The following is a 20,912-nucleotide window of genomic DNA, read 5'->3' on the forward strand; positions in this document are numbered from 1 at the left end:
CCCCGCTGGGGGAGGGCAGGGGKGGGGGCACGCGGCGTTCGATCAGGCACAGCCATCGTGCGAGCGCCGCGTGCCCCCATCCCCGCCTTCCCCCGGAAGGGGAAGGAGCAAGACAAGGGCAGAGCTCCGGCCCGCCACAAATAACCCTTGAGTCCGCCGGTGCCGGTAGGCGTCGGCTATCGTTCGCGCCATGAACGCTTCCCTTCGCCTTGGCTGGCGCACGCTCTGGCGCGACCTGCGCGCCGGCGAGCTGCGCCTCTTGATCGTGGCCGTGGTGCTGGCCGTGGCCGCGCTCACGGCGGTCGGCTTCTTTGCCGACCGGCTGCAGGGCGGATTGCAGCGCGATGCGCGCCAGCTGCTGGGCGGCGACGCGGTGATCGTGAGCGACAACCCGACGCCCGAAGCGTTCATCACGCAGGCCCAATCGCTCGGCCTTGCGGGCACCGGCACTTTCGGCTTTCCGACCATGGCGCGGGCCGAAGAGGCGCAGGGCGGCGCCAGCAAGCTCGTGGCCCTGAAGGCCGTGACGCCGGGCTACCCGCTGCGAGGCAACCTGCAGACAGCCACCACGGCCGAGGGCGCGGGCACGGTGACGCGCGACGTGCCGGCCTCGGGCGAGGTCTGGGTCGATGCCTCGCTGCTCGACTCGCTGGGCCTGAAGGTCGGCGACACGCTGCTGCTGGGCGACACTGGCCTGCGCGTGGGCCGCGTGATCACGCTCGAGCCCGACCGGGGCGCGGGCTTCATGAGTTTTTCGCCGCGCGTGATGCTCAACCAGACCGACGTGGCGCGCACCGGCCTCGTGCAACCGGCCAGCCGCGTGGGCTACCGCTACGCCGTGGCGGGCGACGATGCCGCCGTGAAGCGCTTCAGCGACTGGGCCGAGGCGACCATCAAGAAGGGCGAGCTGCGCGGCGTGCGGCTCGACTCGTTCGAGGGCGGTCGGCCCGAGATGCGCCAGACGCTGGACCGCGCCGAGAAATTCCTGAGCCTCGTCGCGCTGCTCGCGGCGCTGCTGTCGGCCGTGGCCGTGGCGCTGGCCGCGCGCGGCTTCGCGGCCAGCCACCTGGACGACTGCGCCATGCTGCGCGTGCTCGGCCAGAGCCAGCGCACCATCGCCGCGGCCTATGCCTTCGAGTTCGCGGTGATCGGCACCGTGGCGAGCGCGATCGGCGTGGCCATCGGCTTCGCCGTCCACTATGTGTTCGTGCTGCTGCTGGCTGGGTTGGTCGAAACCGCCTTGCCCGCCGCCACGCTGTGGCCCGTGGCCTTCGGCCTGGGCATGGGGCTCACGCTGCTGTTCGCCTTCGGCCTGCCGCCGGTGCTGCAGCTGGCGCGCGTGCCGCCGCTGCGCGTGATCCGACGCGACGTGGGCGGGCTCAAGCCCGCGTCGCTCGCCGTGCTCGGCATCGGCGTGGCGGGCTTTGCGGCCCTGTTGATGGCGGCCAGCAGCGACATCAAGCTGGGCCTCATTGCGGTCGGCGGCTTTGCCGGCGCCGTGGCGGTGTTCGCGCTCCTGAGTTGGTTGGCCGTGAAGGTGCTGCGCCGCAGCGTCAACGAGACCACCGCGCCGCGCTGGCTGGTGCTGGCCACGCGGCAGATCTCGGCGCGGCCGGCCTACGCCGTGGTGCAGGTCAGCGCACTGGCCGTGGGCCTGCTGGCCCTGGTGCTGCTCGTGCTGCTGCGCACCGACCTCGTCGCGAGCTGGCGCAAGGCCACGCCGCCCGATGCGCCCAACCGCTTCGTCATCAACGTGATGCCCGAGCAGAGCGACGCGTTCCAGAAGACGCTGCGCGACGCGGGCGTCGCCAAGTTCGACTGGTACCCGATGATCCGCGGCCGGCTGGTGGCGATCAACGACAAGCCCGTGACGCCCGACGACTACACCGAAGACCGCGCCAAGCGCCTGGTCGACCGCGAGTTCAACCTGAGCAACAGCACCGCCGCGCCCGCGCACAACAGCGTCACCGCCGGCGCCTGGACGCCCGAGGCGAAGAACGAGGTGAGCGTGGAAGAAGGCCTGGCCGAGACGCTGGGCCTGAAGCTCGGCGACACCCTGCGCTTCGACATTGGCGGCATGCAGAACGACGCGCGCATCACCTCGCTGCGCAAGGTCGACTGGGGCTCGCTGCACGCCAACTTCTTCGTGATGTACACCGTGGCCTCGCTGGCCGACGTGCCCGTGACCTACATGGGCGCCTTTCGCGCGCCCGAAACGCGCGGCTTCGACAACGCGCTGGTGCGCAGCTTTCCCAACGTGACCAACGTCGACATGAGCGCCACCATCAACCAGGTGCAGCGCGTGCTCGACCAGGTGATCCGCGCGGTCGAGTTCCTGTTTGGCTTCACGCTGGCGGCCGGGCTGGTGGTGCTGTTCGCCGCCGTCACCGCCACGCGCGAAGAGCGTGCGCGCGAATTCGCCGTGATGCGCGCCGTGGGCGCCCGCGCCAGCCTGCTGCGGCAGGTGCAGCGCGCCGAACTGATCGGCGTCGGCCTGCTCGCGGGCTTTCTCGCGAGCATCGTGGCCTCGGTGATCGGCTGGGCGCTCGCGCGCTACGTGTTCGAGTTCACCTGGACCGCCTCGCCGCTCGTGCCAGTGGCGGGCGCGCTGGCCGGCGCGGTGCTCGCGCTGGCGGCGGGGTGGTGGGGCCTGCGCGATGTGCTGCGCCGGCCGGTGGTCGACACGCTGCGCCGCGCGGCCGAGTAGGGCTGCACAGCGCCGTACAGTTTTTTTCTTCCGCGATCGGCAAGACGGGGCCGGGGATGCAATACATTCCCCGGCCCCGTATTCAATTCAGAAGAGAAATTCCTGCATGCGCTTGGCGTCATTCCAGATCACCAACTATCGCTCGATCCACGACAGCGGCTCCATCGATTCCTCCCAGATCACAGCGATCCTCGGCCGAAATGACAGCGGCAAGTCGAACCTGCTGCGCGCGTTGCACAGCCTGAACCCGACCGACGGGCTCACGGCACTCAGCCCCATCAAGGACTTTCCGCGGCACCGCCGCCTCGACGAATGCACCGACGACACCCCCGTCGTGCACACGCGCTGGGACCTGGACGCCTCCGAACAACTGGCGCTCGCCGCCATCCTGCCGCGCGCTGCGGGCGTGCGCCAGGTCACGGCCGGCCGCGGCTACGGCGCCACGCGCACGACCGGCTTCGAGGGCCTGGGCCCGCTGTCGATCGACGTGAGCGACATCAAGGCCAAGGTCCGCAAGATCGTGCCCGCCGTGAAGGCTGCGACCGAGAAGGTCGCCGACGAACTGAAGGCCCCGCTCGAACAGGAGGCCGACGCCTTCGACGCCGCGATGATCCCGAGCCCCGACTTCGTCAAGTGGTCGGCCGGCGCGCTGCTCGCACTGCAGGCGCTGCGCCAGGCGCTGGCCACGGCCGGTGCGGAAATCGCTGACAAGCAGGCGCAGATGCTGACCGAGCTCGAAGAGCTGGCGCGCACGATCGACAACGACCAGCCCGCGCTGGCTCGCGCCCGCGCCTGGGTGCTGGAAAAACTGCCGCGCTTCATCTACGTCGAGGACTACGCCTCGCTGCCCGGCCGCCAGAACATCGCCGAGTACCTCACGCGCAAGGGCTGGGGCGAGCGCACCGCGGGCGAACGCAATTTCGAGAAGCTGTGCCAGGTGGCGGGGCTCGACCCGCAGCAGCTGCAGGACCTGCTGGCGAAGAACGACCTGGCGACGCGCAACCAGTTGGTGAACCGGGCCGGCTCGGTCGTCACGTCGGAAATCCGCCGCGTGTGGAAAGACCGGGAACTCAAGGTCCGCTTCAACCTCGACGGTCAGCACCTGGAGACGCTGGTGTCCGACCCCAACGCTGCCTACGAGGTGGAAGTGAACCTCGACGAACGCAGCCGCGGCTTCCAGTGGTTCTTCTCGTTCTACATCGCGTTCTTTGCGGACACGAAGGGCGCGAGCGATGCGATCCTGCTGCTGGACGAACCCGGCCTGCATCTGCATGCGCATTCGCAGGCCGATCTGCTGGCGCACCTGGAGCACGACTTCGGCAACCAGATCCTCTACACGACGCACTCGCCGTTCATGGTGCCGACCCACCGCCTCGACGCGGTGCGCACGGCCCGCATGAGCGAGGCCGCCGGCACGACGGTGAGCAACAAGGCCGAGGGTGATGCGCGCACGCTGTATCCGTTGCAGGTGGCGCTGGCGTTGAGCCGCATGGGCAGCGAGCCTGTGAAGACGCCGATCAAGGAGAGCGCTCCTCAGGTCGAGGTTGTGTCCACCGAGCCGCGCGTCGTCGCTGAAGCTGTCATTTGATCCGGCTCGGCACCCGCGTCAGCGCGTGATGCCTTGCCGGAATTCCCGCTGCATCGTGTCGATGTTGTGGGGCGAGAGGATGGGCGCGAGCACGATGTCGCGCCGGTCCGTCGACCGCTTCATGCGGAAGTACTGCTCGTGTCTTCTTGGTCCAGTTCTGCGAACACCTCATCCGAAGACCTGAATTGGTTCTGCTCGATTTGGTGACTGCCGAGCACTAGGACTTTCAGCAGCACGGGCGCTTCTTCGTGTTCTTTGTCGGAGCCGACCAACAGCGGCTTCACGACCTCTGTGGCATGACGCTCGGGATCGTCGATGGATTTGATCTGCATGGAAGAGCTCATTGCGCGTCCCGTGGGTGCCGTGAATCAGCCGGATTGTGGTCTGAATCGGGTTCAGGTCGTTTGTGCGTCTGCGCCGTCGCCCCTGAACATGTGCTCACCCGCAAAGTCGACAAACGCCCGCACCTTCGGTGACAACTGCCGGCTCGATGGCCACAGCGCCGAGAACTGCCCTTGCCGCACGAGGTGCGGCGCCAGCACGCGCTGCAGCTCACCACGGCGCAGCGCATCGCGCGCCAGAAAGTCGGGCATGTACGCAATGCCCAGGCCCGCAACCGCGGCGCCCAGCATGGCTTCCATGTTGTTGCAGACCAGGCCCGGCGGCAACTGGGGTGGCAGGCCGGGCAGGTCCCAGTCTTCGATCTTTCCGCCGGTCACGAACTTGTAGCGCAGGCAGCGGTGGCGGGCGAGGTCGGCCGGCACCTGCGGCTCGCCGTGCTGCGCGAGGTAGGCCGGCGAGGCGGCGAGCACGAAGCTGAACGGGCCGAGGCGGCGCGCCACGAGCTGTGAGTCGACCAGCTCGCCGCTGCGGATCGCCACGTCGACACCCTCGGCCACCACGTCGACCAGCCGGTCGTTGAAGTCGAGGTCGAGCTCGATCTCGGGGTAGCGCGCCTTGAACGCCGGCAGGATCGGCAGCAGAAAGCGGTAGCCGATGGTCGGCAGGCTCACACGCAGGCGGCCGCGCGGCGTGGCGACGGCGTCCTGCAGCATGGCGCGCGCATCGCCGAGCTCGTCGAGGATGCGGCGGCAGCGCTCGTGGAACATCGCGCCCTCGGCCGTGAGCCGCACCTGCCGCGTGGTGCGGTGGAACAGGCGCACGCCGACCTGCGCCTCGAGCCGCGCGACGTTCTTGCCCACGGCCGAGGCCGAGATGCCCAGGTCGCGGCCCGCCCGCGCAAAGCTCTGCAGGTCGGCCGCCCGCACGAAGGATTCGAGTCCGCTGAAGCTGTCCATCGGCTTGATTGGCAACTTTAGGTTGGCAGTGTGAGGATCAGAGGGCCTATTTTCGTTTCATTGAATCCTTTTTATCTTCGCTTCACGCATTTCCCCTTTTCGTCTTCCTCCGCGTGAAAGCCCTCCCGATGTCTTCCCCCGATTCCAACAACAAAGCCTGGCTGCTCGCCGCCGTCTGCCTGGCCGCGCTCGGCATGCCGCTGAGCTTCACCGGCCCGGCCGTGGTGCTGCCCGCGATCCGCGACACGCTGGGCGGCACGCCGGTGCAACTCAACTGGGTGACCAACGCCTTCATGCTGAGCTTCGGCGCCACGCTGATGGCGGCCGGCGCGCTGGCCGATGCCTACGGGCGCAAGCGCGTCTTCCTGCTGGGCCTGGCGGTGGTGGCGTTGAGCAGCGCGCTGCTGACACTGGCGCCGGGCATCGTCGCCTTCGACCTCGCGCGCGCCGTGCAGGGGCTCGGCTCGGCGGCCGCCTTCGCGGCGGGTACGGCGGCGCTGGCGCAGCTGTTCGACGGGCCCGCGCGGCTGCGGGCGTTCAGCCTCATCGGCACCTCGTTCGGCGTGGGGCTGTCGTGCGGATCGATCCTGTCGGGCTGGCTGGCCGACACCATTGGTTGGCACGCCGTGATGCTGAGCCCCGGCGCCGTGAGCCTCGTCGCGCTGTGCCTGGCGGCGCCGCGCATGCGCGAGTCGCGCAACCCGCAGGCGATGGGGCTCGATGTGCCCGGCACGCTCAGCTTCACGACCGCGCTGAGCCTGCTCACGCTGGGCGTGCTGCAGGCCCCCGACAGCGGTTGGCGCAGCCCGTGGGTGCTCGCGGCGCTGGCTGGTGCACTGGCCATGGGTGCGGCCTTCATCGCCATCGAGCGGCGCGTGGCGCATCCGATGCTCGACCTGTCGCTCTTCCGCTTCCCACGCTTCGTCGGCGTGCAACTACTGGCCGCGGCACCGGCCTACGGTTTTGTCGTGCTGCTGGTGCTGCTGCCGATCCGCTTCATCGGGCTCGAAGGGCGCAACGCGCTGGAGGCGGGCGGTTTCATGTTCGCGCTGTCGGGGCCGATCCTCGTCGTGCCGACGCTCGCGGCGTGGCTCGCGCACCGGTTCTCGGCGGGCGTGATCTCGGCCGTGGGGCTGCTGGTATGCGCGGTGGGGCTCGTGTGGCTGAGCCGCTGCGCGCCGGGCACCTCGTTGCACGGCCTCGTGGGGCCGCTGCTGCTGATCGGCGCGGGCATCGGCCTGCCCTGGGGACTGATGGACGGCCTGGCCGTGAGCGTGGTGCCGCGCGAACGGGCGGGCATGGCGTCGGGCATCTTCAACACCGTGCGGGTCGCGGGGGAGGGCATTGCGCTGGCACTGGTGGGGGCGGGGCTCACGGCGCTGGTGGCGCTGCAGCTGGGGGTGTCGTCGTCTTCGTCCGTGGCGGTGTCGCAGGCGGCGCAGCGCGTAGCGACGGGCGATCTGGCGCAGGCGCTGGCCTTGTTGCCGGGCATCGATCGCGCGGCGTTGCTGCACGCGTATGGCGTGGCGTTCGGGACGCTGCTGTGCGTGCTGGCTGGGGTGACGGTGTTGACGGCGGTGGTGGTGTTTGTGTTCTTGCGCGGCGAGACGCATGCCGACGCTGGCGCCGCGGCGTTGGAGTCATCTGCCTGTTGAGGGGACTGTCTTGCTCCTTCCCCTCCCGGGGGAAGGCCGGGATGGGGGCTCGCGGCCTTCGCAAGGCTGCCGGTATTCGATACGCCGCTGGCCCCCACCCCGCCCTCCCCCGGAAAGGGAGGGCGAAAGTCATCAGGGTCAGGAAGCCGCCGCTTCAGCTTCAAAGAGACCGCGCAGCCACTGCGTGAACACCCGCACCCGCGACGACAGCTGCCGGTTCTGCGGGTACAGCACCGAGACCGGCATCGGCGGCGGCGCGAAGTCGGGCAGCACGGCCTGCAGGCGCCCGTCCGCCAGCTCGGCCGCCACGCGGTAGCGCGGCACCTGCACCAGCCCGAGGCCGGCGACGGCGGCGCCCGTGTACAGGTCGGCGCCGGTCACCGACACGGTGGCGGCCAGCTGCACGGGCCGGAGTTGGCCGTCGACCGTGAACTCGAGCGGCAGTGCCTTGCCCGTGCTGCTCGACACGTAGTGCACCGCGCGGTGCGAGGCCAGTGCCGAGAGGTCGGTCGGGTGGCCGTGCGCCGCCAGGTAGGCGGGGCTCGCGACGGTCACCTGCGGCAGCAGCGCCACGCGCTGCGCGACCATCGATGAGTCCTGCAGCGGGCCGGCGCGCAGCACGCAGTCGACGCCTTCGCGCACGAGGTCGACCAGCCGGTCGTCCTCGGCGATGTGCAGTTGCAGCTGCGGGTGGCGAGCCAGAAAACCGGGCAGCGCCGGCACCACGAAGTGCCGCGCCAGCGTGCCCTGCAGGTTCACGCGCAGCAGGCCCTTGGGCGCCGCGTGGGTGAACGCGCCTTCGGCCTCTTCCACGTCTGCCAGCAGCCGCACGCAGCGCTGGTAGTGGGCCTCGCCGTCCTGCGTGAGGCGCACGGTGCGCGTGGTGCGTTCGAGCAGCCGGGCGCCCAGGCGCGATTCGAGCCGCTGGATCAGCGTGGTGAGGGTGGCGCGCGGAATCTGCAGGTCGTCCGAGGCCTGCGTGAAGCTCTGGCGCTCGGCGATGCGCACGAAGGCCTGCATTTCCTGGAAGCGGTCCATGGGGTCAGCCTTCGTGCCTATTGTTTAAGTAAATGGAATTTTATTGACGATTTGGCGCTGATTATCTTTTGAGTGGAATGGCCGACCATTCGCTACATCCACTCACCACCCCAAGGAATCGCGCCATGAACACCGCCACTTCTTCTTCTCCTTCTTCTCTTTCCGCCCGCGTCGCCCTCGTCACCGGCGCATCGCGCGGCATCGGCGCCGCCGTTGCACGTCGGCTCGCCGCCGACGGTTTCGCCATCGCCGTCAACTACGCCTCGGGCGCCGCGCCGGCCGAAGCGCTGGTGGCCGAACTGAAGGCCACCGGCGCCCGCGCCCTCGCGGTGCAGGCCGACGTGGCGAACGCCGACGCGGTGCGTGCCATGTTCGACACCGTCGAGGCGCAGTTCGGCCCGGTCGATGTGCTGGTCAACAACGCCGGCGTGCTCCAGACCGCGCCGCTGGCCGCGCACAGCGATGCGCTCTACGACCAGACCTTCGACATCAACGTGCGCGGCACCTTCAACACCCTGCGCGAAGCCGCGACGCGCCTCGCCGAGGGCGGGCGCATCGTCAACTTCTCGAGCACCACGCTCGCGCTGCACATGCCCGGCTACGCGATCTACAACGCCACCAAGGCGGCGGTCGAGGCCTTCACGCACGTCTTCGCCAAGGAGCTGCGCGGCCGACGCATCACGGTGAACGCCGTGGCGCCGGGCCCGGTCGCCACCTCGCTGTTCCTGGACGGCAAGACCGACGAACAGATCCAGGCCTTCGCCCAGATGCCGCCGCTGCAGCGCCTGGGGCAGCCGGAAGACATCGCCTCGGTGGTGTCGTTCCTGGCGGGGCCGGACGCGGGGTGGGTCAACGGGCAGGTGCTGCGAGCCAACGGCGGCGTGGCCTGAGTGGTCCACCACGATTTCCACGGAGCACGCACCATGCACCCGCCTTCACTCCCCGCGGCCACCCCACGCTTCTTCAGCCTCGCCTACTCGGCGTTCACGGCCGCCGCTGCGGTGGTGGCCGCCGCCGCTTCGGCGATGGCGCTCGTGCTCGAACTGCCCGTGTGGGCGATGTTCGTCGGCTGGGTGGCGTTCTACACCCGCGGCGCCACCGCACGCGACGGCGTGTTCAACCTCGTCTGCGTGAGCCTGGGCCTGCTGATCGGCAAGGGGGCGGCCCTGGCCATCGCCGCGCTGGCCCCGATCGCGGGCGCCGCGGCGCTGCCAGTGGTGGTGCTGTTCGTCGCGCTCGGGGTCGTGTCGATGCGCGGCGTGCCGCGGCTGAACAACCTGCTGTGCTACTTCCTCGGGCTGATCGCGTTCTTCGCGGTCCACCAGCCCCCGTCGCTGTCGCTGTTCGCCACGCTGGCCGGCGCGGCAGCACTCGGATCGACGGCGGCGTGGCTGGCCCACCTGCTGCAGCGCCGCGTGCGCTGACCACCGGACGCTCCGGTCTTTCTTTCCTTCTTTCTTCCTTCCCTCTCACCTTCATTCAAGGCGTTCCATCATGCAATCCGTCATCCTCGTCACTGGCGCCGGCTCCGGCATTGGCAAGCTCAGCGCGCAGGCGCTCGCCGAAGCGGGCCACATCGTCTATGCCTCCATGCGCGACATCGCAGGCCGCAACAAGGAGCGCGCGGCCGAGCTGCGTGCCCTGGCCGCGGCCCGGGGGCTTCAGCTGCATCCGCTCGAACTCGATGTGCTGTCGCAGGCCTCCGCCGATGCGGCCGCGGCGACCATCGTCCAGGCACACGGCCGCCTCGATGTGGTGATGCAGAACGCGGGCCATCTGGTGGTCGGGCCGACCGAGGCCTTCACGCCGGAAGACATCGCCAAAGTGTTCGACACCAACGTGCTCGGTGCCCAGCGCGTGAACCGCGCGGTGCTGCCGTACCTGCGCCAACAAGAGTCGGGGCTGATGCTGTGGATCAGCAGCACGACGACCAAGGGCGGCTTTCCGCCGTTCATGGGCCCGTACGGCGCGGCCAAGGCGGCCATGGATTCGCTGGCGGTGACGCTGGGCTACGAGATCGCGCGCTTCGGCATCGAGACCTCGATCGTCGTGCCGGGCGCGTTCACCCGGGGCACCGATCACTTCCCAAGCGCGGGCAAGCCCTCCGATGCGACTGTCGCCGCCGCCTACAGCCGCTACGACGGCGTGATGGACCGCATCGGCGAGCGCCTGTCCGCCCTCACGCCCGAGCACGCCGATCCGCAGGCAGTGGCCGACGACATCGTGCGCATCGTGGGCCTGCCCAGCGGCACGCGGCCGATGCGTTCGCTGATCGACTTCGTGGGCGACGGTGCGGCCGAGGTCTTCGAGGTGTCGGAGCGCGTGCGCATCGACTTCGCCCGGCGCATCGGCATGGGCGACCTGCTCGAGGCGAAGGTCTGTCGCTGAGCGGGGCGCTGTCAAGAAAAGCGGTGGATCTTCCTGTCCAATAGCGGCATGGAACATTCACCGAACGACGTGACAGAGCGTCTGAACGACCTCGAGATCAAGTCGAGCTATGCCGAAGACCTGCTCGAGCAGCTGAACATGACGATCTACCGGCAGCAGCAGCAGATCGACAGCCTGATCCTGCAGGTCGCGCAGCTCCGGCTGCAGAGCCAGAACGCAGGGCAGGACGGGGGCGCGCGCAACCTGCGCGACGAACTCCCGCCTCACTACTGAGGAAGATCGTTCAGCCGTGCGCGTGCCAGAGCACGGCAAAGAAATGGCAGGTGCTGCCGGCCAGCACGAAGAGGTGCCACACCGAATGCGCGTAGCGCACCTTGTTGTCGAACAGGAACACCACGGCCCCGGCCGTGTAGAACAGCCCGCCGGCCACGAGCCAGGCCAGGCCGGCCGATGACATGCGCTCGTACAGCGGCACCGCCGCCATCAGCGCCATCCAGCCCATCGCCACGTACAGGCCGGTGGACCACAGCGGGTGCTGCAGGCGGTTGAACAGCTTGGCGCTCACGCCCAGCACGGCGGCGGCGGTGATGGCGCCGAACAGGGTCCAGCCCCAAGGCCCGCGCAGCACGCCGAACAGGAAGGGCATGTAGCTGCCCGCAATGAACAGGTAGATGGCCGCGTGGTCGAGCCGGTTGAACCAGGCCTTGGCGCGGCCGATCGGCAGCGCGTGGTACAGCGTGGAGATCAGGTACAGCACGATGGCCGTGCCCGCGAAGAGCGAGGCCCCCACCACGGCCGCGGCCTGACCCTTCTGGGCGGCGCTGTAGACCAGGATCGGCAGCGAGGCAATCGCCAGCAGCAGGCCCAGGCCGTGGCTCAGGGCGTTGAAGAGCTCTTCCATCGCGGTCTGGTCGCGCGCGGCGGACGCCGGCGTTTTCTTCGCGGCGGTGGAAAGGGCGGGCTGCAGCTGCAGCGGCGGGCTATTCGTCATCAGGAACAGAGCCTCCGGGGTCGGGTTTGGTTCCGAAAAATGCGCGAAACCGGCAGATCATGTTACTTGACCTGCTGTTTGCCGAGTTTGCGTGCCAATGTGCGCCGATGCATTCCAAGCCGGCGCGCGGTTTCCGAGATGTTGAAGCCGGTTTCGGCCAGCATTTCGTGGATGCGCTCCCACTCCAGCGTCTTGATCGAGGTCGAGCGGTTGGTCAGTTCGACCTCGGTGGTGCCGGCGGCGCGGCCGAAGGCGGCCTCGATGTCGTCGGTGTTCGAGGGCTTGGCCAGGTAGTGGCAGGCGCCGAGCTTGATGGCCTCGACGGCGGTGGCGATGCTCGCGAAGCCGGTGAGCACCACGATCAGCATCTCGGCGTCGTGCCGGTGCAGGATCTGCACGCAGGCCAGGCCCGAGGCCTCGCCGTTGAGCTTCAGGTCGACCACCGCATAACCGGGCGAGGGGCCGTCGCCTTCCTCGAGCACCGCTTCGACCTCCTCGAGGTTGCGCGCATGCACCACGACGTAGCCGCGCCGCTCGAACGAGCGTGCGAGCGTGCGCGCGAAGGCCTCGTCGTCCTCGACGATGAGCAACTGGCGGACCTCGGCGGTGTCGGATGTGGGGGTCATGGGCTGCTCGGGGCTTGGGGGGCGGCGTTGTCCGCGATGGCTGGGGCTTCCTCGTCTTCTTCGAGCACGATGGCCGCCAGCGGCAGCGTGATGGTCACGATGGCGCCGCCCTCGGGGCGGTTGCGCACGGAGACGCGCCCGCCCAGGGTGCGCGCCACGTTCACGACCAGGAACAGGCCCAGCCCGCCGCCGGGACGGCCCTTGCTCGACTGGTAGGGCTTGCCGAACTCCGCGAGGATGGCCGGCATGAAGCCGGGGCCCGCGTCGGTGACGGTGATGGTGAGCGCGTCGGCGTCGTGCGTGGCTTCCAGGCGCAGCCAGTGCGGCGAGGCCTCGAGCGCGTTGTCGAGCACGTTGCACACCATCTGCTTGATCGCCGAGTCGGAAACCATGGGCAGGTCTTGCCCGAACAGGTTCTCGTAGTCGAACTCCTCGACCGGGCGCGTGGTGCGCCATTCTTCGACGAGGTCGTCCAGGAAGGTGCGCACGGTGGTCTCTTCGGACGACTCGCCGCGCGTCTCGCCGGCCGACAGCAGGATGCCGCTCACGATGCTCTTGCAGCGCTGGATCTGCACTTCCATCTCGGCCACTTCCTGCAGCAGCTCGGGGTCGGAGCTGAAATGCGGCAGCCGGCGCCAGTCGCCCAGGATCACGGCCAGCGTGGCCAGCGGCGTGCCCAGTTCGTGCGCCGCGCCCGACGCCAGGAGGCCCATGCGCACGATGTGTTCTTCTTCCGAGGCGCGCTGGCGCAGGTCGGCCAGCCGCGCGTCGCGCACGCGCAGGTTGCGGCTGATGCGGGTGATGAACACCACCAGCAGTGCGGCGTTGAGCGCAAAGCACACCAGCATGCCCTGCACGTAGGGGCTCCACAGGCCGCGGTCGTGGTCCAGCGGCAGCGGCAGCGGGCGCGAGAACAGCGCCAGGCCGGCGAAGCACAGGCCGGTGATGACCACGATGGTCCAGGTCGACCAGGCCTTGAGCAGCACCGCGCCCAGGATCACCTGCAGCAGGTACAGAAAGACGAAGGGGTTGGTGGCGCCGCCGCTGAGGTACAGCTGGGCCGTGAGCGTGGCCACGTCGACCAGCAGCGCGACGAACAGCTCTTCGTTGGTCACGCGGCCATGGATGCGCAGGCGCAGCAGGCTCACCATGTTGAACAGCGCCAGGCAGGTGAGCACCTGCAGCATGTGGTTCAGCGGCAGGCGGATGCCGAAGCCGTAGTGCACCACGAGGATGGTGGCGACCTGCCCGACCACGGCGAACCAGCGCAGCTGGATCAGCTGCTGCATGTTCTGGTGGCCGATGGCGTTGTCCAGGCTCGCGACGCCCGCGCGCGGGGCGTGCAGCTCGCCGGCCACCGCGACGAGCTTGTCAGTCGCGGCGGACATCGGCGTGATCGGGGCGTGCGGCGTCGGCATGCGGTGCATTTTCGCCGCTGCCGCCGGGGGCCGCCTGCCGGCGCCGGTCGTCGCGCCACACGAACCATGCGGCGCCGAGCACCATCAGCGCCAGCCCGTACCAGGTGAGGGCGTAGACGAGGTGGCTGTTGGGGAAGGCGATGACGGTCAGGCCGCCTGCCGGCCACGTGGGCGCGGCTTGTGCGGGCGCAGGCCCGGCCTCGGCATCGACGAAGTAGGGCGCCACATCGGCCAGGCCGCGCGCCGTGGCAATGGCCTGCACGTCGCGCGAGAACCAGCGGTCGGCTGCGGGGTCGTTCGTGCGCAGGAAGCCGCCCTTCGGTTCGGTGAGCCGCAGCAGGCCGGCCACGGTGGTGTCGCCTTGGGGCTCGGGGGCGGTGCGCGCCGCGCGCTCGCGCGCTTCGGGCGGCACGAAGCCGCGATTGACGAGCACGACGCTGCCGTCGGTGGTGCGCAGCGGGGTCAGCACCCAGAAGCCGGCACCGAGCCGGGTGCTGGCCTGCACCAGCGCTTCCTTGTCATGGAGGAACGTGCCGCGAAGGCGCACGTGTCTGTATTCGTCATTGGCCGCGTTGACCGTGGGCCATTCGGACTGCGCCGGCGCGTCGGTGGCCGGGGCGTGCACGCGCTGGTCGACGCGGGCGATGAGATCGAGCTTCCAGGCTCGGCGCTCGACCTGCCAGGTGCCGAGCGCGACGAAACCGGCAAAGGCCAGGACGGCGCAGACCGCCAGCGCCGCACGCGTGACAACCGAGCGCGGGCGGGCGGTCGATGCCATCAGGGCATGTTCTTCATGTCGTGGACCATGGCCGGCATCATGTTGGTGTTCATGTGATACATGACCCACAACGATCCGGCCAGCGTGATGACCACGAGCACCAGCGTGAAGATCAGCGCCAGCATGTTCCAGCCGCCTTCGGACTTGGCGTCCATGTGCAGGAAGTACACCATGTGGACCACGATCTGCACCACGGCGAAGCCGAGGATGACGAGGGCGGTGGTGCTCGGGTTGGCGATCACCTTGCCCATCACGAGCCAGAACGGGATCGCGGTCAGGATCACGGCCAGCACGAAGCCGGTCATGTAGCCCTTGAAGGTGCTGTGGCTCACGGGGCCGTCGTCGTGATGGGCGTCATGCCCATCGTGTGCGCCATGGCCGTGCGCGTCGGTGTGTGCGGGGGCGCTCATGCCATCGATCCCATGAGGTAGACGAAAGTGAAGACGCCGATCCACACGACGTCCAGGAAGTGCCAGAACATCGACAGGCACATCAGGCGGCGGCGGTTGGCAGGGGTGAAGCCGTGCTTGGGCAGCTGGAACATCAGCACGACGAGCCAGATGATGCCGAAGCTCACGTGCAGGCCGTGCGTGCCCACCAGCGCGAAGAACGACGACAGGAACGCGCTGCGCTGCGGGCCGGCACCTTCGTGCAGGAGGTGCGCGAACTCGTACAGCTCCAGGCCGATGAAGCCCAGGCCCAGCAGGCCGGTGATGCCCAGCCACAGCAGCACGCCGCCCATGCGCTTGCGCTGCATCTCGAGCATCGCGAAGCCGTAGGTGATCGACGACAGCAGCAGCAGTGACGTGTTCATCGCCACCAGCGGCAGGTCGAACAGGTCGGCGCCCGAGGGGCCGGCCGCGTAGCTGCGGCCCAGCACGCCGTACACCGCGAACAGGCAGGCAAAGATGAGGCAGTCGCTCATCAGGTAGAGCCAGAAGCCCAGCAGCGTGCCGTTCTCGGGGTGGTGGTCCTCGTTGCGGACGTGGAACAGCTCGAACACCGGCGGCTTGCCCGTCAGGTCGCTGTGGGCGTGCACGTGCACGCCCGGGGGAGTGGAGAGGGCGGTGGTATCAGACATGGGCGGCAGCCATCAGGCGGGTGCGTTCGGCTTCGGTGCGCACGACTTCTTCCGCGGGGATGTAGTAGTCGCGCTTGTAGTTGAAGGTGTGGACGATGATCGCGGCCAGCATGGCCACGAAGCCGATGCCGGCCAGGAGCCACATCTGCCAGATCAGCGCAAAGCCGCACACCGCGCTCAGCGCCGCGATGATGAAGCCGGCGGCCGTGTTCTTGGGCATGTGCACGGGGCTGAAGCCGTCCAGCGGACGCTGGTAGCCGCGGGCCTTCATGTCGGTCCAGGCGTCGTTGTCATGCACGCGCGGCGTGAACGCGAAGTTGTAGGCCGGCGGCGGCGACGAGGTCGACCACTCGAGCGTGCGGCCGTTCCACGGGTCGCCCGTGGTGTCGCGCAGCGACTCGCGGCGGATGAAGCTCACCACCAGCTGGATCAGGAACGAGGCGATGCCCAGTGCGATGAGCACGGCACCGACGGCGGCAACCTGGAACCAGATCTGCAGCGACATGTCCTGGAAGTGGCTCATGCGGCGCGTGACGCCCATCAGGCCCAGGATGTACAGCGGCATGAAGGCCATCCAGAAGCCGACGATCCAGAACCAGAACGAGCACTTGCCCCAGAACGGGTCGAGCTTGTAGCCGAAGGCCTTCGGGAACCAGTAGGTGATGCCCGCCAGCATGCCGAACAGCACGCCGCCGATGATCACGTTGTGGAAGTGGGCAATGAGGAACAGGCTGTTGTGCAGCACGAAGTCGGCCGGGGGAACGGCCAGCAGCACGCCCGTCATGCCGCCGATCACGAAGGTGATCATGAAGCCGATGGTCCACATCATGGGCAGCTCGAAACGGATGCGGCCGCGGTACATGGTGAAGAGCCAGTTGAAGATCTTCGCGCCCGTGGGGATCGAGATGATCATCGTCGTGATGCCGAAGAACGAGTTCACGCTGGCGCCGGAGCCCATGGTGAAAAAGTGGTGCAGCCACACGAGGTACGACAGGATGGTGATCACGACCGTGGCGTACACCATCGAGGCGTAGCCGAACAGGCGCTTGCCCGAGAAGGTGGAGACCACTTCCGAGAAGATGCCGAAGGCCGGCAGGATCAGGATGTACACCTCGGGGTGGCCCCAGATCCAGATCAGGTTCACGTACATCATGGCGTTGCCGCCGAGGTCGTTCGTGAAGAAGTTGGTGCCGACATAACGGTCGAGCGACAGCAGGGCCAGCACGGCCGTGAGCACCGGGAAGGCAGCCACGATCAGCACGTTGGTGCACAGGGCGGTCCACGTGAAGACGGGCATCTTCATCATGGTCATGCCGGGCGCGCGCATCTTCACGATGGTGGCCAGCAGGTTCACGCCCGAGAGCAATGTGCCCACCCCCGCAATCTGCAAGGACCAGATGTAGTAATCCACCCCCACGTCAGGACTGAACAGGATGCCCGACAGCGGCGGGTACGCCAGCCAGCCGGTCTTGGCGAACTCGCCCACGAACAGCGAGGCCATCACGAGGCCGGCGCCGAAGGTGGTCATCCAGAAGCTGAAGTTGTTCAGGAACGGAAAGGCCACGTCGCGTGCGCCGATCTGCAGCGGCACCACGAAGTTCATGAGGCCCGTGACCAGCGGCATCGCCACGAAGAAGATCATGATCACGCCGTGGGCGGTGAAGATCTGGTCGTAGTGGTGCGGCGGCAGGAAGCCCGCGTTGTCGCCGAAGGCGACGGCCTGCTGGGCCCGCATCATCAGCGCGTCGGCGAAGCCGCGCAGCAGCATCACCAGGCCAAGGATGATGTACATGATGCCGATCTTCTTGTGGTCGATGCTGGTGATCCAGTCATTCCACAAGGTGCCCCACAGCTTGAAGTAGGTCACCGCGCCCAGCAGCGCCAGGCCGCCCAGGATCACGGCCGCGAAGGTCACGAGCAAAATCGGCTCGTGAAGGGGAATCGCCTCCCAGGAGAGGCGGCCGAAGACGAGCTTCGTCAGGTCTAGGTTCTGCAGCATCTTCTTAGTCTTCGGTGGTGCACATCGCGGTGACGTACTTGCGCTTGGGCGTGTCGAGGGAGTCGGCCTGCCAGGCCTGCTTGGTGGCGATGTTGAAAGCGCCCGGCTTGCCCATGCCGCCGTCGGCGTCGATGGCCATCATTTCCTTCATGCACATCTTGTTGCGGTCGACGCACAGGTTCAGGATGGCGTCGTACAGGGCAGGGTCGACCGCGGCGTAGTGGCGCACGGGCTCGCGCTCGCTCGGCACTTCGAGCTTCTTGTATTGCTCGCGGGTCAGTTCGCCCTCTTTGCCGGTCTTGACCTTGGCCACCCACTGGTCGAAGCCGTCGTGGCTCAGGCCGTGGAACTTGAAGCGCATGCCCGAGAAGCCCGCGCCGCTGTAGTTGGCGGAGAAGCCTTCGAACTCGCCCGGCTTGTTGATCACCGCGTGCAGCTTGGTCTCCATGCCCGGCATGGCATAGATCTGGCCGGCCAGCGCGGGGATGAAGAAGGAGTTCATGACCGACGAGGCCGTGATCTTGAAGCTGATCGGGCGGTCCACCGGGGCCGCCAGTTCGTTCACCGTGGCAATGCCCTGCTCGGGGTAGATGAAGAGCCACTTCCAGTCCAGCGCGACCACCTCGACCACCAGGGGCTTGGTTTCGGCGGGAATCGGGCGCTGCGCGTCCAGGCGGCTCAGCGGGCGGTACGGGTCCAGCGTGTGGGTGCTGATCCAGGTGATCGCGCCCAGCGCGATGATGATCAGGAGCGGCGCGGCCCAGATCGCCAGCTCGAGCTGCGTGGAGTGGTCCCAGTCGGGGCTGTAGGTGGCCTCCTTGTTCGACTGGCGATAGCGCCAGGCAAAGAAGATGGTCAGCGCGATCACCGGGATGATGATGATCAGCATCAGCACCGTCGAGACGATGATGAGACGCCCCTGCTGGTTGGCGATGTCGCCGGAGGGGTTCAACAGCACTGTGTTGCAGCCCGCCAGGAAAATGGCGGAGAGCAGCAGGAGCGCTCGGCGAAGGGTCTTGAGGATGTGCATGCCGGGAGAGGAGAGTGCGAAGGCCGCGCAAAAATGACCCTGCAATCTACGCCGCCCAAGGGATTTCGCCTATTGGACGTTTTGTCCTATGGCGGTAAACGCAAATCGATGAGACGCTACAGGGTGTCCAGAATTCCCCCCTGTGTCGCGCTCCGGCGTGACACCCGAATTACAGCCAGCCAGCCAGCAAGATGACGACGTCCAGCATCAGTCCACAAGGCGCCCAGCCCGTGCCGCACCCGACCGAAGGCGGCGCCCGCGCCGCAGACGCCGACCATTCGCGCATCGCCCCGGGCGAGATCGCGGTCGGCGTGGTCATCGGTCGCGCCTCCGAGTATTTCGACTTCTTCGTCTACGGCATCGCCTCGGTGCTGGTGTTTCCGGCGGTGTTTTTCCCGTTCGAGCAGCGCCTGGAAGGCGTGCTCTGGGCCTTCGTGATCTTCTCGTTCGCCTTCATCGCGCGCCCCTTCGGCACCGTGATCTCGATGGCGATCCAGCGGCGCTTCGGGCGCGAGACGAAACTGACGATTGCGCTGTTCCTGCTGGGCACCTCCACGGCGGGCATCGCTTTCCTGCCGGGCTACGCGAGCATCGGCTTCACGGCCATCGTGCTGCTGTCGATCTTCCGCTTTGCCCAGGGCCTGGCGCTGGGCGGCTCGTGGGATGGCCTGCCGTCGCTGCTGGCGCTGAACGCACCGCCCAACAAGCGCGGCTGGTACGCCATGCTGGGCCAGCTGGGCGCACCGCTGGGCTTCTTCGTGGCCAGCGCGCTGTTCGCGTACCTGTACTCGAGCCTGCCGCTGGCCGACTTCCTCGACTGGGGCTGGCGCTACACCTTCTACGTGGCCTTCGCCATCAACGTCGTGGCGCTGTTCGCGCGCCTGCGGCTGGTGGCGACCGAAGAATATTCCCGCCTGCTCGAAGAGCGCGAACTGCAGCCCACCAGCGTGGTCGAGCTGACCCGCTCGCAGGGCGCCAACCTGCTGATCGGCGCGTTCGCCGCGCTGGCCAGCTATGCGCTGTTCCACCTGATCACGGTGTTCCCGCTGTCGTGGATCACGCTGTACTCCGACCAGTCGATCACCGAGTTCCTGGTGGTGCAGATGATCGGCGCGGTGTTCTGTGCCGGCGGGATCGTGGCCTCGGGCCTGGTTGCCGACCGCGTGGGACGGCGTTTCACGCTCGGCGGGCTGGCCGCGATGATCGCGGTGTTCAGCGGCTTTGCGCCCACGCTGCTCGACGGCGGGCGCATCGGCCAGGACATCTTCATCCTGCTGGGCTTCGTGCTGCTGGGCCTCTCGTACGGCCAGGCGGCCGGCGCCGTCACCTCGAACTTCGAAGCCAAGTACCGCTACACCGGCGCGGCCCTCACGGCCGACCTGGCCTGGCTCATCGGCGCGGCCTTTGCCCCGCTGGTCGCCCTGGGCCTGTCGGCCCACTTCGGCCTGGCCTTCGTGAGCATCTACCTGCTGTCGGGCGCGCTCGGCACGCTGGCGGCGCTGGGGCTGAACCGGGCGCTGGCGCGGGACTGACCGGCAGCGTTGCCGTTTCTCCAACGAAGGGGCCGATGGCCCCTTTTTTCATGGCCGCCACGGGACCGGTGCGCGCTCGCTTAGGATTCGCCTCGATGTTCACCGCCGCCATTTTTGACATGGACGGACTGCTGATCGATTCCGAGCGCCCCATCATGGCCGCCTGGATCGCAGCGGCCCGCACGCTCGATATCGAGCTTTCGCACGCCCAGTACCTGCAATGCGTGGGGCTCGCCATGGGCGAATCGAAGCAGATCCTGGCGGCTCTGCTCGGTGGCGCTGCTGCCTACCAGCATGCGGCGGCGCAAGTGACTGCCGCGCTGCAGCTGGAACGCCTGGCAGGCGACGTCCGGCCGCTCTTTCCCATCAAGCCCGGCGCGGCCGAGCTGCTCACCGCCTTGCGCGGACGCGGCACGCGCTGCGCGGTCGCCTCGTCGTCCACGCGCGGCCAGATCGCGGCCTGCCTGGGCAGCCTCGACGTGCTTCATCACTTCGAGGCCTTCGCGGGCGGCGACGAAGTGGCGCGCGCCAAGCCCGACCCGGCGCTGTACCGCCTCGCGGCCGAGCGGCTGGGCGTGGACCCTGCCGATTGCGTGGCCTTCGAAGACAGCGAGAACGGCGCCAAGGCCGCGCTGGCCGCCGGGATGCGCGTGGTGGTGGTGCCTGACCTCAAGCACCCGCCCGAGGCGATCGTCGCGCAGGCTTTTCATGTGCTCGATTCGCTGCACGATGCGGTGCCGCATGTGACGCGCTGGTTCCCCTGACGCGGTCAGGGCCCGCGTT

20 protein-coding genes are annotated in these 20,912 nt (G+C 68.2%); 9 read left to right on the forward strand and 11 right to left on the reverse strand.

Annotated features, from left to right (window positions below; all coding sequences use genetic code 11):
- Positions 1-190 precede the first annotated feature (190 nt).
- On the forward strand, positions 191-2,707 hold the full coding sequence (locus CY658_RS04610) for an ABC transporter permease (protein WP_101489059.1): 2,517 nt from the start codon (positions 191-193) through the stop codon (positions 2,705-2,707).
- A 106-nt stretch (positions 2,708-2,813) separates the two neighbouring features.
- Positions 2,814-4,295 (forward strand): AAA family ATPase, encoded by a 1,482-nt coding sequence (locus CY658_RS04615; RefSeq protein ID WP_101489060.1) that lies wholly within the window; start codon positions 2,814-2,816, stop codon positions 4,293-4,295.
- Between the two features lie 119 nt (positions 4,296-4,414).
- On the opposite strand, the gene CY658_RS04620 is transcribed toward CY658_RS04615, so the two are convergent.
- Together CY658_RS04620 and CY658_RS04625 are read right to left on the reverse strand one after the other, a co-directional pair.
- Positions 4,415-4,627, reverse strand: a complete 213-nt coding sequence (locus CY658_RS04620; protein WP_257884685.1) for a prevent-host-death protein — start codon at positions 4,625-4,627, stop codon at positions 4,415-4,417.
- A gap of 63 nt (positions 4,628-4,690) precedes the next feature.
- Positions 4,691-5,593 (reverse strand): LysR family transcriptional regulator, encoded by a 903-nt coding sequence (locus CY658_RS04625; RefSeq protein WP_101489062.1) that lies wholly within the window; start codon positions 5,591-5,593, stop codon positions 4,691-4,693.
- Positions 5,594-5,721: 128 nt separating this feature from the next.
- Here CY658_RS04625 and CY658_RS04630 point away from each other — a divergent pair, with 128 nt between their 5' ends.
- Positions 5,722-7,248: an MFS transporter gene (locus CY658_RS04630; protein WP_101489063.1), complete on the forward strand. Its 1,527-nt coding sequence runs from the start codon at positions 5,722-5,724 to the stop codon at positions 7,246-7,248.
- 138 nt (positions 7,249-7,386) lie between these two features.
- Here CY658_RS04630 and CY658_RS04635 read toward each other — a convergent pair whose 3' ends face one another.
- Positions 7,387-8,286 (reverse strand): LysR family transcriptional regulator, encoded by a 900-nt coding sequence (locus tag CY658_RS04635; protein WP_101489064.1) that lies wholly within the window; start codon positions 8,284-8,286, stop codon positions 7,387-7,389.
- Between the two features lie 125 nt (positions 8,287-8,411).
- Between CY658_RS04635 and CY658_RS04640 the strand changes: the two genes are divergently transcribed.
- The 4 genes from CY658_RS04640 (at position 8,412) to CY658_RS04655 (ending at position 10,947) form a co-directional block, all read left to right on the forward strand.
- Entirely contained in the window at positions 8,412-9,176 is a 765-nt protein-coding gene (locus CY658_RS04640) for an SDR family oxidoreductase (protein ID WP_101489065.1), read from the forward strand.
- A 33-nt stretch (positions 9,177-9,209) separates the two neighbouring features.
- Positions 9,210-9,710, forward strand: coding sequence for a DUF1097 domain-containing protein (locus CY658_RS04645; protein WP_101489066.1), 501 nt, complete (start codon positions 9,210-9,212; stop codon positions 9,708-9,710).
- A 70-nt stretch (positions 9,711-9,780) separates the two neighbouring features.
- Positions 9,781-10,674, forward strand: a complete 894-nt coding sequence (locus CY658_RS04650) for an SDR family NAD(P)-dependent oxidoreductase (protein ID WP_101489067.1) — start codon at positions 9,781-9,783, stop codon at positions 10,672-10,674.
- A gap of 48 nt (positions 10,675-10,722) precedes the next feature.
- Entirely contained in the window at positions 10,723-10,947 is a 225-nt protein-coding gene (locus CY658_RS04655) for a SlyX family protein (protein WP_062469081.1), read from the forward strand.
- A gap of 10 nt (positions 10,948-10,957) precedes the next feature.
- Here the strand turns inward: CY658_RS04655 and trhA are convergent, their stop codons facing one another.
- The 8 genes from trhA to cyoA all read right to left on the reverse strand — a co-directional run bounded on the left by trhA (position 10,958) and on the right by cyoA (position 18,597).
- Positions 10,958-11,665, reverse strand: a complete 708-nt coding sequence (gene trhA, locus CY658_RS04660; RefSeq protein ID WP_101489068.1) for a PAQR family membrane homeostasis protein TrhA — start codon at positions 11,663-11,665, stop codon at positions 10,958-10,960.
- Between the two features lie 62 nt (positions 11,666-11,727).
- Positions 11,728-12,291, reverse strand: coding sequence for a response regulator transcription factor (locus tag CY658_RS04665; RefSeq protein WP_101489069.1), 564 nt, complete (start codon positions 12,289-12,291; stop codon positions 11,728-11,730).
- Entirely contained in the window at positions 12,288-13,679 is a 1,392-nt protein-coding gene (locus CY658_RS04670) for an ATP-binding protein (protein ID WP_101490225.1), read from the reverse strand. The genes CY658_RS04665 and CY658_RS04670 overlap by 4 nt, the downstream gene beginning before the upstream one ends.
- Positions 13,663-14,487, reverse strand: a complete 825-nt coding sequence (locus tag CY658_RS04675; RefSeq protein WP_101489070.1) for an SURF1 family protein — start codon at positions 14,485-14,487, stop codon at positions 13,663-13,665. The genes CY658_RS04670 and CY658_RS04675 overlap by 17 nt, the downstream gene beginning before the upstream one ends.
- Positions 14,487-14,897: a cytochrome o ubiquinol oxidase subunit IV gene (gene cyoD / locus CY658_RS04680; protein ID WP_101489071.1), complete on the reverse strand. Its 411-nt coding sequence runs from the start codon at positions 14,895-14,897 to the stop codon at positions 14,487-14,489. The genes CY658_RS04675 and cyoD overlap by 1 nt, the downstream gene beginning before the upstream one ends.
- Complete coding sequence (gene cyoC / locus CY658_RS04685; protein WP_101489072.1) at positions 14,894-15,568, reverse strand: cytochrome o ubiquinol oxidase subunit III; 675 nt, start codon at positions 15,566-15,568, stop codon at positions 14,894-14,896. The genes cyoD and cyoC overlap by 4 nt, the downstream gene beginning before the upstream one ends.
- Entirely contained in the window at positions 15,561-17,567 is a 2,007-nt protein-coding gene (cyoB, locus tag CY658_RS04690; RefSeq protein WP_101489073.1) for a cytochrome o ubiquinol oxidase subunit I, read from the reverse strand. The genes cyoC and cyoB overlap by 8 nt, the downstream gene beginning before the upstream one ends.
- Before the next feature lie 4 nt (positions 17,568-17,571).
- Positions 17,572-18,597: a ubiquinol oxidase subunit II gene (gene cyoA / locus CY658_RS04695; RefSeq protein ID WP_101489074.1), complete on the reverse strand. Its 1,026-nt coding sequence runs from the start codon at positions 18,595-18,597 to the stop codon at positions 17,572-17,574.
- Between the two features lie 191 nt (positions 18,598-18,788).
- Between cyoA and CY658_RS04700 the strand changes: the two genes are divergently transcribed.
- Both CY658_RS04700 and CY658_RS04705 read left to right on the forward strand, forming a co-directional pair.
- The gene (locus CY658_RS04700; protein ID WP_101489075.1) at positions 18,789-20,129 is read left to right on the forward strand and encodes an MFS transporter; all 1,341 of its coding nucleotides are present in this window, start codon (positions 18,789-18,791) and stop codon (positions 20,127-20,129) included.
- Positions 20,130-20,224: 95 nt separating this feature from the next.
- The gene (locus tag CY658_RS04705) at positions 20,225-20,893 is read left to right on the forward strand and encodes an HAD family hydrolase (protein WP_101490226.1); all 669 of its coding nucleotides are present in this window, start codon (positions 20,225-20,227) and stop codon (positions 20,891-20,893) included.
- The last annotated feature ends 19 nt before the right edge of the window (positions 20,894-20,912 follow it).

The organism is Variovorax sp. RO1 (assembly GCF_002849325.1).
In the GTDB taxonomy this organism is placed as follows: Bacteria; Pseudomonadota; Gammaproteobacteria; order Burkholderiales; family Burkholderiaceae_C; genus Variovorax.

Coding starts and splice junctions, on each gene's coding strand:
- CY658_RS04615 (WP_101489060.1), top strand. CDS start 2,814: ATGCGCTTGGCGTCATTCCAGATCACCAACTATCGCTCGATCCACGAC.
- CY658_RS04620 (WP_257884685.1), bottom strand. CDS start 4,627: ATGCAGATCAAATCCATCGACGATCCCGAGCGTCATGCCACAGAGGTC.
- CY658_RS04635 (WP_101489064.1), bottom strand. CDS start 8,286: ATGGACCGCTTCCAGGAAATGCAGGCCTTCGTGCGCATCGCCGAGCGC.
- CY658_RS04675 (WP_101489070.1), bottom strand. CDS start 14,487: ATGGCATCGACCGCCCGCCCGCGCTCGGTTGTCACGCGTGCGGCGCTG.
- CY658_RS04655 (WP_062469081.1), top strand. CDS start 10,723: ATGGAACATTCACCGAACGACGTGACAGAGCGTCTGAACGACCTCGAG.
- cyoC (WP_101489072.1), bottom strand. CDS start 15,568: ATGTCTGATACCACCGCCCTCTCCACTCCCCCGGGCGTGCACGTGCAC.
- CY658_RS04630 (WP_101489063.1), top strand. CDS start 5,722: ATGTCTTCCCCCGATTCCAACAACAAAGCCTGGCTGCTCGCCGCCGTC.
- cyoB (WP_101489073.1), bottom strand. CDS start 17,567: ATGCTGCAGAACCTAGACCTGACGAAGCTCGTCTTCGGCCGCCTCTCC.
- CY658_RS04700 (WP_101489075.1), top strand. CDS start 18,789: ATGACGACGTCCAGCATCAGTCCACAAGGCGCCCAGCCCGTGCCGCAC.
- CY658_RS04670 (WP_101490225.1), bottom strand. CDS start 13,679: ATGTCCGCCGCGACTGACAAGCTCGTCGCGGTGGCCGGCGAGCTGCAC.
- CY658_RS04665 (WP_101489069.1), bottom strand. CDS start 12,291: ATGACCCCCACATCCGACACCGCCGAGGTCCGCCAGTTGCTCATCGTC.
- cyoA (WP_101489074.1), bottom strand. CDS start 18,597: ATGCACATCCTCAAGACCCTTCGCCGAGCGCTCCTGCTGCTCTCCGCC.
- trhA (WP_101489068.1), bottom strand. CDS start 11,665: ATGACGAATAGCCCGCCGCTGCAGCTGCAGCCCGCCCTTTCCACCGCC.
- CY658_RS04610 (WP_101489059.1), top strand. CDS start 191: ATGAACGCTTCCCTTCGCCTTGGCTGGCGCACGCTCTGGCGCGACCTG.
- CY658_RS04625 (WP_101489062.1), bottom strand. CDS start 5,593: ATGGACAGCTTCAGCGGACTCGAATCCTTCGTGCGGGCGGCCGACCTG.
- CY658_RS04650 (WP_101489067.1), top strand. CDS start 9,781: ATGCAATCCGTCATCCTCGTCACTGGCGCCGGCTCCGGCATTGGCAAG.
- cyoD (WP_101489071.1), bottom strand. CDS start 14,897: ATGAGCGCCCCCGCACACACCGACGCGCACGGCCATGGCGCACACGAT.
- CY658_RS04705 (WP_101490226.1), top strand. CDS start 20,225: ATGTTCACCGCCGCCATTTTTGACATGGACGGACTGCTGATCGATTCC.
- CY658_RS04645 (WP_101489066.1), top strand. CDS start 9,210: ATGCACCCGCCTTCACTCCCCGCGGCCACCCCACGCTTCTTCAGCCTC.
- CY658_RS04640 (WP_101489065.1), top strand. CDS start 8,412: ATGAACACCGCCACTTCTTCTTCTCCTTCTTCTCTTTCCGCCCGCGTC.